This window comes from Bacteroidota bacterium, from assembly GCA_016715425.1.
Classification (GTDB): domain Bacteria; phylum Bacteroidota; class Bacteroidia; order Chitinophagales; family BACL12; genus JADKAC01.
Genome location: JADKAC010000003.1, coordinates 220531 through 234260 on the forward strand (window position 1 = coordinate 220531; position 13730 = coordinate 234260).

The following is a 13730-nucleotide window of genomic DNA, read 5'->3' on the forward strand; positions in this document are numbered from 1 at the left end:
TTATTTTCTAAACGGCATTCCCAGCCTTTTTAATAATTCAAATGCTTCAGCATCAGTAGGTGCTGATGTAACAAAGGTGATATCCATACCGGTAACCTTATTGATTTTATCAATATCAATTTCCGGAAAAATAATTTGCTCGGTAACACCCATTGTGAAATTGCCACGTCCGTCGAAACTCTTATTGTTTATACCACGGAAGTCACGTACACGAGGTAGTGCAACAGCTACGAGACGATCAAGAAATTCGTACATCAAAGTTCCTCTAAGGGTAACTCTGGCTCCAATCGGCATATTTGCACGCAATTTGAAATTGGAGATATCCTTTTTCGATTTTGTACCTACTGCTTTTTGACCCGTAATTTTTGTCATTTCATCAATAGCGTTATCCACTAATTTTTTATCCTGTGTTGCAGCGCCTACTCCTTGGCTAACATTAATTTTTAGCAGTTTAGGAATTTGCATCACGTTTTTATATCCGAAGTGCTCTTTTAATGCAGGAGCTACTTCCTCGGTATATTTAGTTTTAAGTCTTGGTTCCACTTTCATTACTTACTCCTCTTAGTTGCTTTAAAAATTCTTTCCTTTTTGTCGTTGGTAATTTTAATACTGGTTCGAGCGCCCAAGCCATTAGCCGGGTTAACAAGCAATACATTACTGATATGCACGGGTGCTTCTTTTTAATAATTCCACCGTTGGGATATTGTGCATTTGGACGGGTATGTTTAGAGATAATATTTATCCCCTCTATCAAAACCCGGCTTTTATTGTAATCCACTTCTATCACCTTGCCCTTTTTTCCTTTATCGTCTCCGGTAATTACTTCCACCATGTCGTTTTTCTTAACACGGAATTTAGGTTTAAACCTGTTTGTTTGTTGAACTTTCATTTTACAATACTTCTGGTGCTAATGAAACAATTTTCATATACTGCTTATCACGCAGTTCACGGGCTACGGGCCCGAAAATCCGTGTACCACGGGGCTCATCTGCTTGGTTTAACAAAACACAAGCATTATCGTCGAAACGAATATAAGAACCATCTTTGCGCCGTACTTCTTTACTAGTACGCACTACCACAGCGGTAGAAACGGTACCTTTTTTCACGCCACCACCAGGCATTGCATCCTTAACGGTTACAATTATTTTATCCCCCAATGAAGCGTAACGGCGACTTGTACTTCCGAGTACCTTGATGCAAAGTACTTCCCTTGCACCGCTATTATCGGCTACTTTTAGCCTGGTTTCCTGCTGAATCATATTATTTAGCTCTTTCTACTATTTCCAATAATCTCCATCTTTTGAGTTTACTCAAAGGACGGGTTTCCATAATTTTTACAATATCACCTGCCTTCGCATCATTTTTTTCATCATGAGCGTGATATCTTTTTGATTTAGTAAGAAACTTTCCGTATTTCTCATGCTTAATCTTACGAGTTACAGTAACGGTAATAGATTTCTCCATTTTGCTACTGCTTACCACACCGGTAATTGTTCTTCTTAAATTTCTTGCTTCTTCCATATAACCTTATTTGGCGGTTAATTCTCTTTTTCTTAATTCTGTTTTCAATCTTGCAACTTCTTTACGTAAATAGCGGAGTTGCAACGGATTTTCAAGCGGATTTACCGCATGATTAAACCTTAACTTCTGCAAACGATCTGCATCGTCATGAAGCCTCTGCTTCAAGTCCTCAGTAGTTAGGCTATTTAAATCTTCTTTTTTTATCTGTGCCATAATGCTCTTAAACTTTTATGCAGAATAATCTCTGCGCACTACAAACTTTGTTTTTACTGGTAATTTTTGAGCTGCCAACCGCATAGCTTCTTGTGCCACTTCTAATGGAACACCATCTGCTTCAAACATTATTCTACCTGGCTTAACTACTGCTGCCCAATATTCCGGAGCACCTTTACCTTTACCCATCCGCACTTCGGCAGGCTTTTTAGTGATTGGCTTATCCGGAAAAATATTTATCCAAACCTGACCTTCACGTTTCATATGGCGTGTTAAAGCTACCCTGGCAGCTTCAATTTGTCTGTCTGTAATCCAAGCCTCGTCCAACGTTTTTAAACCAAATGAACCCTGGGTTACCTGACTTCCACGATTAGCGTTTCCTTTTATTTTTCCTTTAAAGGTTCTACGGTGTTTAACTCTCTTTGGCTGTAACATCTTTTAATATTTTAGCTGCGTTTACCTGTTCTTTTTTCTTCTGGCGATCCTGTTGTGTCATTCCAATATTTGGTGACAAGTCTCGCTTTCCTAATACTTCTCCTTTACAAATCCACACTTTAACTCCTAACTTTCCATATACTGTTTGTGCTTCTTTCCATGCGTAATCAATATCTGCTCTGAAGGTATGCAAAGGAACTCGTCCTTGTTTGTACTCTTCAGATCTTGCCATTTCCGCTCCATTCAAACGACCCGAAACACGAATCTTAACTCCTTCAGCACCCATCCTCATCGTGGAGGCGATAGCCATTTTAATAGCTCTTCGGAAATTAATTCTGGCCTCCAACTGCTTGGCAATTGTTTCACCAACAATATTGGCATCTAATTCCGGACGACGAATTTCTACTATATTAATCTGCACCTCTTTATTCGTTATCTTCTTCAGTTCCTCTTTCAACTTATCAACTTCGCCACCACCTTTACCGATAATAATTCCCGGTCTTGATGTGTGAATGGTAACAGTAATTCTATTTAGTGTTCTTTCGATTACTATTCGAGAGATGCCACCTTTAGAAATACGGGCATTTAAATAATTTCTAATTCTTTCGTCCTCTATCAGTTTTTCAGCAGTGTTTTTGCCTCCAAACCAGTTGGAGTCCCATCCCCTAATGATTCCTAACCTGTTACCTATCGGATTGGCTTTTTGTCCCATGCAATTTTTTAATTAAGCGTTATTTTCTTTTACTTTATTATCTACTTTTTTGGCCGCAACCACAATCGTAATATGATTTGTTCTTTTGCGAATGCGATATGCACGACCATGCGGTGCAGGCTGAAACCTGCGTAATGTGGTTCCACCATTTACAAAACATTCTTTCACATACAATGCATTATCTGCTGCATCCAAACTATGTTTTTGTTCCCAGTTCTTTATTGCACTTCTCAGCAATTGCTCTATTGATTTAGCAGAGCCTTTGTTGGTAAATCGCAACGCATTTAATGCTTTATCAATTGGCAATCCTCTTATCATGTCTATCACATAACGAGTTTTGCGTGGTGAACCGGCGTTATTATTGGTTCTTGGATTATTTCTTAATGTTGCTACCGCTTCCATTGTTATTTCTTTTATCTGTTACCAGAGTGCGATTTAAAGTTTCTTGTTGGAGAAAATTCACCGAGTTTATGTCCTACCATATTTTCAGTAACATATACCGGAATGAATTTATTCCCATTATGCACCGCAAACGTATGTCCTACAAATTCAGGAATTATCGTTGAGCGGCGAGACCAGGTTTTAATTACATTCTTCTTACCCTGATCATTCAGTTTATCTACTTTTCCCATCAGGTTGTGGTCAATGTAAGGTCCTTTTTTTATCGAACGTGCCATAGTGAATCGGTTCCTTTAATTGTTATTTTTTACGTTTGCTGATTATGAATTTACTAGTGATTTTCTTCGGGCTACGTGTCTTCTTGCCTTTAGCATAGAGTCCCTTTCTTGAACGAGGCTGTCCTCCAGATGCACGACCTTCGCCACCACCCATTGGGTGATCAACTGGATTCATCACAACACCACGATTTCTTGGTCGGGTTCCACGCCAGCGATTTCTACCTGCTTTACCTAATACTTCTAAACTATGATCAGGATTTGATACCGTTCCCACTGTTGCAAAGCAAGTAAGCAATATTTTTCTCAATTCTCCTGATGGCATGCGAATTACGGCATACTTGTCTTCCTTACTCGCTAACTGTGCCCATGTACCGGCACTGCGGGCAATCATACCGCCACGGCCTGGAGACATTTCAATGTTATGAATAATAGTACCCAATGGCATATTTTTCAACATTAATGCATTGCCTAATTCGGGCGCTGCAGAATCACCAGCTTCAATTTTCTGCCCAACCTTAAGGCCGTTTGGACATAGAATATAGCGCTTTTCGCCATCACTATAAACCACCAGAGCAATAAAAGCACTGCGGTTTGGATCATACTCAATGGTTTTCACAGTTCCTAAAACTCCATGTTTATTACGTTTGAAATCAATCAAACGATATTGCTTTTTATGGCCACCGCCGATATAGCGCATGGTCATCCGGCCCGAACTATTACGTCCACCATTTTTCTTTATAGGAACCAGTAAGCTTTTTTCCGGAGTATCACTAGTGATCTCGGCATAAGCATTCCCAATCCTGAATCTTGTACCCGGTGTAACCGGATTATATTTCTTTAATGCCATTGTTATAATTACACGTTACTGAAGAAATCAATTGTTTCGCCTTTTTTCAGGGTAATATAGGCTTTTTTAATTTTGCCTTTTGTTCCCTTACTAATTCCAAATGCAGTGCGTTGCCAACCGTATTTGCCTATTTCGTTGATGGTACGCACAGCATCTACCTGTACACCATACATTTTTTCCACTTCTGATTTTATTTCAATTTTGTTTGCATCTTTGGCTACAACGAAGCCATAGGTGCCTCTTTGCTCAGTAAGCTGAGTAAGTTTTTCTGAAATCAGTGGTTTTATTAATACATTTCTTGCCATTGCTTAATTTTTTAATTCTTTGGCACCATTTGGTTAATCTTTTCTACAGAACTTTCTGATAAAATCAAGGTGTTAGCCTTCATGATTTCATAAGTATGCAGATTATCTGCCATTGAAATTTCTGTATTTGGAATATTTCGTCCGGAAATACGCACATTAGTATCGTTACTACCAATTACAACTAAAGATTTTGTTTTATCTACACCCAATGCTTTCAATACCCCTGCAAAATCTTTTGTTTTAGGTTGATCCATTTTCAGATCTTCGATAATAATTATCTTGTTTTCTTTGGCTTTGTAAGAGAAGGCACTTTTTCTTGCCAGGTCTTTTACTTTTCCATTCAACTTAAAACCATAATCTCTTGGTTTAGGTCCGAATATAGTACCGCCTCCATAGTACAATGGATTTTTGATATCACCTTTACGTGATCCACCTGTTCCTTTTTGGCGGTGTAATTTTCGAGTAGATCCAGCAACTTCATTGCGCTCTTTTGATTTATGAGTTCCTTGACGCTGATTTGCCAAAAAGAGCTTCACTGTTAAATAGATGGCGTGATCATTTGGCTCAATACCAAATATCTCGTCATTCAATTCTACATTGCGACCTGTTTTACTTCCTGTTGAATTTAATATTTCGATTTTCATACTATTTCTCAATTATTACATAAGAACCTTTACCTCCTGGAACGGCACCGTTCAACAGAATCAAGTTTCTATCTGATAAAATCTTTGCTACTTTGATATTACGGGTTTTAATTGTGTCGCTACCCATGTGACCGGCCATTCTTAAGCCTTTAAATACTCTGGAAGGGAAAGAAGAACCACCAATGGAACCTGGTGCACGATGTCTGTCATGCTGACCATGTGACCGCATACCAACTCCACTAAAATTATGGCGCTTCACTACACCTTGAAATCCCTTTCCTTTGGATGTGCCTACCACATGCACTTTTTCCCCTTCTGTGAAAATATCCACTGTTACGTTTTCACCTACATTCAGATTTGAATCAAAATTCCTGAATTCTTTGATATGTTTTGTTGGATCAGCACCTGACTTTTTGAAATGGCCTTTCATTGCTGCAGAAGTATTCTTTTCCTTCTTCGCATCGAAACCTAATTGAACTGCATTATAACCATCATTCTCATCAGTTTTTCGCTGAAGTACCACACACGGCCCAGCTTCAACCACAGTACATGTTACCATTTTCCCTTCGGCATCGAAGTAATGGGTCATACCTATTTTTTTACCAATAATTCCTTTCATCGTTTAGATTTTAATCTCTACTTCAACACCACTGGGTAATTCCAGTTTTTGCAATGCATCCACTGTTTTGTTGGTTGCACTATATATATCAAGTAATCTTTTATAAGTGGATAGCTCAAACTGCTCTCTTGCTTTTTTATTTACATGCGGCGAACGCAAAACTGTATAGATCTTTTTCCTAGTTGGAAGTGGAATTGGGCCTGTAACTACAGCTCCTGTTCCTCTCACGGTTTTTACGATCCGTTCAGCAGTCTTGTCAACCAACATGTGGTCGAAAGATTTAAGCTTCATTCTGATTTTATAACTCATATTACTTTTTCTAACTTTTCTTATTCAACACTTACTTTTCCTTTCACCTTTGCAATTACTGCTTCTGCTACTGACGTAGGAGCAGGAGCAAAATGCGAGAATTCCAATATAGAAGTAGCACGTCCGGAAGTGATGGTACGCAACTGAGTTACATAACCAAACATTTCTGATAATGGCACTTTTGCTTTAATTACTGTTGCATTATTTTTAGAATCAAATCCTTCCATCATACCACGACGGCGGTTCAAATCTCCAATAACATCTCCCATGTGTTCTTCCGGAGTAATTACTTCCAATTTCATAATTGGCTCCAGCAATTGTGGACCGGCATGTTTGGCCGCATCACGGAAGGCTGTTCGAGCAGCAATCTCAAAAGAGAATGCATCAGAGTCAACGGCATGAAATGAACCATCGAATAAGCGTATTTTCATACTGTCGAGTGTATAGCCTGCTAACACACCTGTTGACATCGCTTCTTTAAATCCTTTTTCTACAGAAGGAATATATTCACGAGGAATTGATCCTCCGAAAATATCATTTACAAACTGAAGGCCTGTAGTTTCCGCATTATCAACCGGTCCGATTTCGAACTGGATATCAGCGAATTTACCACGACCACCTGATTGCTTTTTATAAACTTCACGGTGTTTAATGGTCTTCGTGAGTGCCTCTTTATAAGAAACTTCAGGTGCTCCCTGATTCACGTCCATTTTAAATTCACGTCTTAAACGATCTACAATAATTTCAAGGTGTAATTCACCCATACCACGAATTACAGTTTGACCAGTTTCATCATCAAAAGATACTTTAAAAGTAGGATCTTCTTCAGCGAGTTTAGATAATGCCATTCCCAGCTTATCTACGTCCGCCTGAACTTTAGGTTCAATAGCTAATCCAATTACAGGCTCAGGGAAAGTCATACTCTCCAGAGCAATTGGTTTTTTTTCATCGCAAAGAGTGTCGCCTGTGCGAATATCTTTAAATCCAACAGCTGCACCAATATCTCCGGCTTCAATAAAATCTAAAGGGTTCTGTTTGTTTGCATGCATTTGCAGGATACGGGAAATACGTTCTTTTTTACCTGTCCTGGTATTCAGCACATATGAACCGGCATCGAGATGACCTGAATACACTCTAAAGAATGCAAGACGACCCACGAATGGGTCAGTCATAATTTTAAATGCAAGTGCAGCAAATGGTTCTTTCGGATCCGGTCTGCGCAATTCTTCTTTTTCTGTATCAGGATTAATACCGGTAACGGCATCAATATCCATCGGAGAAGGTAAGAAGCGACAAACTGCATCCAACATAAATTGTACGCCTTTATTTTTAAAGGAAGAGCCACAAAGCATAGGTATGATAGCAATATCAATAGTTGCTTTGCGAATTGCGGCAATCAATTCATCCTCAGTAATTGTATTTGGATCGGTGAAATATTTTTCAAGTAAAGCATCATCATATTCAGCAACAGCCTCCACCATTTTCTCACGGTATTCCTTCACTAACTCTACCATATCCTCAGGAATTGGAATTTCCGTATAAGTCATTCCTTGAGTTTCATCATCCCAAATAATTGCCTTATTTTGAATTAAATCAACTACACCTCTAAAATGCTCTTCTTCACCAATTGGCAATACTAAAGGCACAGGATTAGCACCTAACACAGTTCTCACTTGATTTACAACTTCTAAAAAATCTGACCCTGAACGATCCATTTTATTTACGAAACCGATACGAGGAACACGGTACCGATTTGCCTGACGCCATACCGTTTCACTTTGAGGTTCTACTCCACCTACAGCACAAAACAATGCAACCACACCATCCAATACACGAAGAGAACGCTCCACTTCCACTGTGAAATCCACGTGGCCGGGAGTATCTATTATATTTACTTTATATTCCTGATTGCGGTATTTCCATGAAGTAGTTGTAGCAGCAGATGTAATAGTAATACCACGTTCTTTCTCTTGCTCCATCCAGTCCATTGTTGCAGCACCATCATGTACTTCCCCAATTTTATGAGTAATACCTGTATAGAATAAAATCCGCTCGGTAGTTGTTGTTTTACCGGCATCAATGTGGGCTGCAATCCCAATGTTTCTTGTATATCTTAAGTCTCTTGACATATAAATCTTTCCTTGTACTTCTTTTTATGTTCTAAAATGCGCAAATGCTTTATTCGCATCCGCCATTTTATGTACATCTTCTTTTTTCTTAATTGTTGCACCTTCATTTTTAGAAGCTGCTATTAATTCACCGGCTAATTTTTCTGCCATTGTGCGTCCGCTTCTTTTTCTGGAATAGCCAATCAACCATTTCATAGAAAGAGAAATTTTTCTGTCGGCTCTGATTTCTGTAGGAATCTGGAAGTTAGCTCCTCCAATTCTTCTTGATTTCACTTCTACACCCGGGGTAGCATTTGATAATGCAGATTTCCAAATCTCATAACCATTCTCACCAGTTTCTTTTTCAATTAAAGCCAATGCATCATAAAAAATGGTGAATGCAGTTGACTTTTTCCCTTGCCACATCATTTGATTTACAAAGGAAGTAACCAATATATCATTGTACTTGGTGTCTGGCTGAACGTATCTCTTTTTCGGTTTACTCTTTCTCATGTAATAATTCCTTTAATTATTTAGCAGCAGCTTTAGGCCTCTTGGTTCCATATTTTGATCTTCCTTGCTTGCGGTTGTTTACACCGGCTGTATCTAATGCACCACGTACAATATGGTAACGAACGCCCGGAAGGTCTTTTACTCTTCCACCACGGATTAACACGATACTGTGTTCCTGCAGATTATGCCCTTCACCGGGTATATATGCAATTACTTCAAGTTGATTTGTTAAACGCACCTTAGCCACCTTACGCAATGCTGAGTTTGGCTTTTTAGGAGTGGTAGTATATACACGAGTACATACACCACGCTTCTGTGGGCATGAATCTAAAGCTCTGGATTTACTTGGTGCCTTTATTATGCGGCGACCTTTTCTTACCAATTGTTGTATTGTAGGCATTTTTTCCTTTTCAAAAATTTTGAGGCTGCAAAATCAGAAGGAAGAGAGAGATAATCACAAACGGAGCGCACGAACCTCTTTCGAGTTAAGTGCAGGATAGCCATTTGTGAACATTATCGGGGTTCACTCCCTTAATTCTACCTGCGGCCGATTTAAAAACGGATTGCAAAGGTAATGAGGCAAATTCAGATTTCACAATAATGACTGAAAGTTTTTTTAGGCGATGGATGAATAGAGCCAATTATTTTTAATTGGCTGTACTCCCGATATCGTAATGATTTGGTTCGCAGGTTCTCAAAGGCTAAAGCGCAAGGCCATATTTTGAGGAATCTGCTGACACGACTGGGGGAACATAGCGGTAATGAATACTTTAATTTGATGTTTAAATCAATACATTTGTCAACTTAAACTAACCTATAAAATTGAAACTATGGCAGACTCCAGAACCCAACAACCCTCATCTTATGCGCTTCAGTATAATAATGGCACTCCTATTCGTTTAAAAGATTTTTCCGGACTGCTAACATCCTCTCAGATTTTAGTTAATGATACTGAAAACTTTATTAAGCGTAACCGCATCCAGTCACTGGAATATAATGAAGTAGTCCTTACTCTTCCTTTTCCATTAGCGGAACCGGCAAAGAAGCTTTTTGAAGGTGCAATGAATGGAACCCTTACCTCTGTTTTTACAACAATATCCAGATTGGATCAACAAAGTAATCAAATTCAATCTTACGAATTAGGAAATTGCGAGATACTTGAAATTGCATTCCCTACTTTGAATGCATCATCTAAAGATGCCGGTTTTGCAAGTATCCGGCTAAAGCCGGAGCATATTGATTTGACTTTAGGTAATAATTCTAGAGTAACATTGCCTACTAATACCGGCAAAATCAAAGCCTTTGTATCTAGTAATTATGAATTTGAAATTGATACTATTTCTAATTCAAATAAAATTTCTAAAGTATCACCTGTAACAATCATTCCTCACCTTAATAGTAATAGAGATTTAAAAAATAACCTTGACTTTATCGAATTTAAAAGCATTGAAATAACACTAAGTGAATCTGAAATAAATAATGCCGACTGGCAATCCTGGTTAAATGATTTTGTAAAAAACCAGCAAAAAGAAGGTAGAAATGGAGTTCTAAAATATTTAACCGCTGATTTTAAAACCTCTTTATTAGAAATATCAGTATTCAATCTTTTCATAATTTCTACTTTATTTCATAATGATTCACAACTTGCCAAGATTACAATAGAATTGATGTTTGATTTTGCAACTATAACAGGTAAAACAACCACCCCAGAGGGAAATGCTATTCGTTCTAATCCTGAAATAAAATTGTCAGGCTTAGAAATAATTCCGCCAGATTTAGAAATAACAACTAAAAAGTAAGTGCCTTTTTCTCTCACAAAGATCTCTTCGGGGATTTCTGTGTAAATTACAATATCACGGAGTTCCCTTCGGGTAACGCTATGAGAACAAAATAGACTATATTGTATTGAAAATGAGGTAAATAAGTGAAAATTGGATGTCAGATAATCATTTTATGATGTCTTAAAATGATTTTAAGACATCTTCCTGGCATTTTCCGACACATTCCAGCCGATAAAAGACATCTTCTACTCGCTAAAAGACATCATCCGGGCTGTAAAAGACATCTTCTCACTTCTTTAAGACATCTCCCAGCCTTTAAAGGATATCTTCCGGAGGCTAAACGACATGTTCCTATCAAGAAACGACATGTTCCAATGGCTAAAAGACATCTTTTTGTTTCTGGACGATATGGTTTAATACTCCTATCGGTGGGTGTCCTCAGGCTGACCGAGTTATATTGTAGGTTTCGGTTGGTGAGGACACCAAACCGATAGGGTACACCGCAGTTTTTGTTTTTGCATTTTTAGCCCCGATAGCAGTGGAAAGCGCCAGACATTGTGATGTGGTATTTTTGTAGTAAGGCAAGTGGCAGGCCTTGGAACGGATAGCGGGAAATAGCTCCTAAAATTTTTTATTCAACACATCACACAATTGCCTCCGGATAATGCTGTGAGAACAATCCACCGCTTCCTTATCTTTGGCGCTTACATTTATAATATGAAGTACTTACCAATAGATAAGGCGCTGTATATACACAACCGCCTAAATTTCACAAAGAATCTGAAACCGAACAGCATGGCCATTTTTCATAGCAACGACGAGATGCCGAGTAATGCCGATCAGTTTCATCCTTTTAAGCAAAACAGCGATTTGCTGTATTTGAGTGGCATTGATCAGGAGGATACCATTTTATTGTTGTATCCGGATAGCCCTAACCCGAAATACCGGGAGGCGCTGTTTCTGAAAAAAACAAATGATTATATCGCCGTTTGGGAGGGGCATAAATACACGGAGAAGGAGGCAAAGGATGCAAGTGGTATTGAAACGATACATTGGAATGATGAGTTTGCGGGGCTGTTTCACATGTTGAGCAATCATGCGGAACATATTTATTTAAACAGCAACGAAAACGACCGTGCAATTATAAAAGTGGACACTAAAGAAATTCGGTTTGCGGCTGAGGTAAGAACACATTATCCGTTGCATAAACTGGAGCGTTCGGCACCGATTATGGCAAGCCTGCGCACGGCTAAAAGCAAATGGGAACAGGCGGCACTGCAAACGGCTTGTGATATTACCGAAAAGGCGTTTAAGCGATTGTTGGGTTTTGTAAAACCGGGTGTTAAGGAATATGAAATAGAAGCGGAAATTACGCATGAGTTTTTGCGCAATCGGGCAACGGGGCATGCGTACAGTCCCATAATTGCTTCGGGTGATAGTGCTTGTGTGCTGCATTATGTTGACAATAATAAGGCATGTAATGCGGGTGAATTAATACTGATGGATTTTGGTGCGGGGTATGCAAATTATTGTGCTGATCTTACTCGTACTATTCCAGTGAACGGGAAATTTACAGAGCGACAAAAGGATGTTTACAATGCTGTGTTGCGTGTGCAAAAGGAAGCAATAAACATGATGCATCCGGGAATGATTTTGCGGGAGTTTAATGCGGAAGTGGGGAAGGTAATGGAAGCGGAATTAAAACAATTGGGATTAATTACAGAGCAGGATATTAAAAATCAAGATCCGGAATTACCTGCGTATAAAAAATATTTTATGCATGGCACAGGGCATTATCTGGGGTTGGATGTGCATGATATTGGCGATCATTATAAACCTGTGCCTGTGGGTGCAGTGCTTACTTGCGAACCAGGAATTTATATCAGAGAAGAAGGTATCGGAATTAGAATAGAAAATGATGTGATGCTGATGCAAACCGGTAATCATGATTTTATGCAAAACACACCGAGAGAAGTGGAAGAAATTGAAGCAATGATGAACGCCAAATAATTATGCGCATAATAAAAAACTTACCGAATATTCTTACACTCATCAATCTGTTTTTGGGTTGCCTTGCTATTATTTATATTTTTTATGATCACTTTATAATTATTGATGCGCAGCGCAATACTTATGTGGACATGGGTAAAATAGAAATTGCAAGTCTGTGTATTTTCATTGCAGCAATTATTGATTTTTTAGATGGATTTGTTGCGAGATTATTACATGCGCAAAGTGCAATCGGCAAACAGTTGGATTCACTTGCGGATGTAGTAACATTTGGTGTAGTGCCAGGTGTAATAATGTATCAATTAATTGCAAGATCGTATTACACATCAGCCGATGCTTTTGAATATCCGATATTGTATTATGCCATTGGTTTTGTAATTACCATGGGTGCGGCATATCGTTTGGCAAAGTTTAATGTGGATGAACGACAGACAACAGAATTTTTAGGTTTGCCTACACCGGCAATGGCATTATTTGTTGCTTCATTACCTATTCTTATTTTAAGAAATGAATTTGGAATGGCAGAACTATTAACCAACAAATGGATATTAATTGCAATGGTTTTTTTACTTACGTATTTAATGGTAAGCGAAATTCCGATGATGAGTTTAAAAATAAAATCGTTGGGATGGAAAGAAAATAGCTGGACAATTTTATTACTAATTATCAGCGGATTAATTATCATATTCAGTGTTGCAGTATTGCAATCTATTTTTATAATTATCCCGATACTTATTTTAACCTATATACTTTTATCAATAATAAAAAACATTAAAGAAAATGGAATTTAAGGCGAAGATTAATATTATGCCATTGAAAGAATTGTTAGACCCAAAAGGAAAAGCAGTGGCAGGCAGTATGAAAAATTTAGATTTGGATTTAATAAAAGATGTGCGCATTGGCAAACACATTCATTTATTAATAGAAGCTGCTGATGAAGAACAAGCACGCCATGCAACAGATACTGCTTGTAAAAAATTATTAGCAAATCCGATAATGGAAAGTTATACTTTCGAAATTACACCTGCGTAATACA

Annotated in this window: 20 protein-coding genes and 1 pseudogene; 4 read left to right on the top strand and 17 right to left on the bottom strand. The window is 38.3% G+C overall.

Features of this window, described 5'->3' with window-relative positions; all coding sequences use genetic code 11:
* From rplE to IPN31_05650, 17 genes and pseudogenes are all read right to left on the bottom strand, one after another.
* Positions 1–549 (bottom strand): 50S ribosomal protein L5, encoded by a 549-nt coding sequence (rplE, locus tag IPN31_05570; protein ID MBK8681364.1) that lies wholly within the window; start codon positions 547–549, stop codon positions 1–3.
* A pseudogene (gene rplX, locus IPN31_05575) lies at positions 549–889 on the bottom strand (50S ribosomal protein L24). The gene rplE and the pseudogene rplX overlap by 1 nt, the downstream one beginning before the upstream one ends.
* 1 nt (position 890) lies before the next feature.
* Complete coding sequence (gene rplN, locus IPN31_05580; protein MBK8681365.1) at positions 891–1259, bottom strand: 50S ribosomal protein L14; 369 nt, start codon at positions 1257–1259, stop codon at positions 891–893.
* A 1-nt stretch (position 1260) separates the two neighbouring features.
* Positions 1261–1521, bottom strand: coding sequence for a 30S ribosomal protein S17 (rpsQ, locus tag IPN31_05585; GenBank protein ID MBK8681366.1), 261 nt, complete (start codon positions 1519–1521; stop codon positions 1261–1263).
* Positions 1522–1527: 6 nt separating this feature from the next.
* Positions 1528–1734 (bottom strand): 50S ribosomal protein L29, encoded by a 207-nt coding sequence (gene rpmC / locus IPN31_05590; protein MBK8681367.1) that lies wholly within the window; start codon positions 1732–1734, stop codon positions 1528–1530.
* Between the two features lie 15 nt (positions 1735–1749).
* A complete protein-coding gene (gene rplP / locus IPN31_05595; protein MBK8681368.1) occupies positions 1750–2169 on the bottom strand; it encodes a 50S ribosomal protein L16 in 420 nt (139 codons plus the stop codon).
* The gene (gene rpsC, locus IPN31_05600) at positions 2147–2881 is read right to left on the bottom strand and encodes a 30S ribosomal protein S3 (protein MBK8681369.1); all 735 of its coding nucleotides are present in this window, start codon (positions 2879–2881) and stop codon (positions 2147–2149) included. The genes rplP and rpsC overlap by 23 nt, the downstream gene beginning before the upstream one ends.
* A gap of 12 nt (positions 2882–2893) precedes the next feature.
* Complete coding sequence (rplV, locus tag IPN31_05605) at positions 2894–3283, bottom strand: 50S ribosomal protein L22 (protein ID MBK8681370.1); 390 nt, start codon at positions 3281–3283, stop codon at positions 2894–2896.
* 11 nt (positions 3284–3294) lie between these two features.
* A complete protein-coding gene (gene rpsS / locus IPN31_05610) occupies positions 3295–3558 on the bottom strand; it encodes a 30S ribosomal protein S19 (protein MBK8681371.1) in 264 nt (87 codons plus the stop codon).
* 22 nt (positions 3559–3580) lie between these two features.
* Positions 3581–4405: a 50S ribosomal protein L2 gene (gene rplB / locus IPN31_05615; GenBank protein MBK8681372.1), complete on the bottom strand. Its 825-nt coding sequence runs from the start codon at positions 4403–4405 to the stop codon at positions 3581–3583.
* Positions 4406–4413: 8 nt separating this feature from the next.
* Positions 4414–4710, bottom strand: a complete 297-nt coding sequence (gene rplW / locus IPN31_05620; GenBank protein MBK8681373.1) for a 50S ribosomal protein L23 — start codon at positions 4708–4710, stop codon at positions 4414–4416.
* 11 nt (positions 4711–4721) lie between these two features.
* Entirely contained in the window at positions 4722–5354 is a 633-nt protein-coding gene (gene rplD, locus IPN31_05625) for a 50S ribosomal protein L4 (protein ID MBK8681374.1), read from the bottom strand.
* Between the two features lies 1 nt (position 5355).
* A complete protein-coding gene (rplC, locus tag IPN31_05630; protein MBK8681375.1) occupies positions 5356–5973 on the bottom strand; it encodes a 50S ribosomal protein L3 in 618 nt (205 codons plus the stop codon).
* A gap of 3 nt (positions 5974–5976) precedes the next feature.
* Positions 5977–6282, bottom strand: a complete 306-nt coding sequence (gene rpsJ, locus IPN31_05635; protein ID MBK8681376.1) for a 30S ribosomal protein S10 — start codon at positions 6280–6282, stop codon at positions 5977–5979.
* A 20-nt stretch (positions 6283–6302) separates the two neighbouring features.
* The gene (fusA, locus tag IPN31_05640; protein MBK8681377.1) at positions 6303–8411 is read right to left on the bottom strand and encodes an elongation factor G; all 2109 of its coding nucleotides are present in this window, start codon (positions 8409–8411) and stop codon (positions 6303–6305) included.
* Positions 8412–8435: 24 nt separating this feature from the next.
* Positions 8436–8903, bottom strand: a complete 468-nt coding sequence (rpsG, locus tag IPN31_05645; protein ID MBK8681378.1) for a 30S ribosomal protein S7 — start codon at positions 8901–8903, stop codon at positions 8436–8438.
* 16 nt (positions 8904–8919) lie between these two features.
* On the bottom strand, positions 8920–9303 hold the full coding sequence (locus tag IPN31_05650; protein ID MBK8681379.1) for a 30S ribosomal protein S12: 384 nt from the start codon (positions 9301–9303) through the stop codon (positions 8920–8922).
* Between the two features lie 430 nt (positions 9304–9733).
* Here IPN31_05650 and IPN31_05655 point away from each other — a divergent pair, with 430 nt between their 5' ends.
* The 4 genes from IPN31_05655 (at position 9734) to purS (ending at position 13726) form a co-directional block, all read left to right on the top strand.
* On the top strand, positions 9734–10702 hold the full coding sequence (locus IPN31_05655; GenBank protein MBK8681380.1) for a hypothetical protein: 969 nt from the start codon (positions 9734–9736) through the stop codon (positions 10700–10702).
* A gap of 699 nt (positions 10703–11401) precedes the next feature.
* Complete coding sequence (locus IPN31_05660) at positions 11402–12694, top strand: aminopeptidase P N-terminal domain-containing protein (protein ID MBK8681381.1); 1293 nt, start codon at positions 11402–11404, stop codon at positions 12692–12694.
* Positions 12695–12696: 2 nt separating this feature from the next.
* On the top strand, positions 12697–13485 hold the full coding sequence (locus IPN31_05665; protein MBK8681382.1) for a CDP-alcohol phosphatidyltransferase family protein: 789 nt from the start codon (positions 12697–12699) through the stop codon (positions 13483–13485).
* The gene (gene purS / locus IPN31_05670) at positions 13475–13726 is read left to right on the top strand and encodes a phosphoribosylformylglycinamidine synthase subunit PurS (GenBank protein MBK8681383.1); all 252 of its coding nucleotides are present in this window, start codon (positions 13475–13477) and stop codon (positions 13724–13726) included. Before IPN31_05665 ends, purS begins: the two co-directional genes overlap by 11 nt.
* Positions 13727–13730 lie beyond the last annotated feature (4 nt).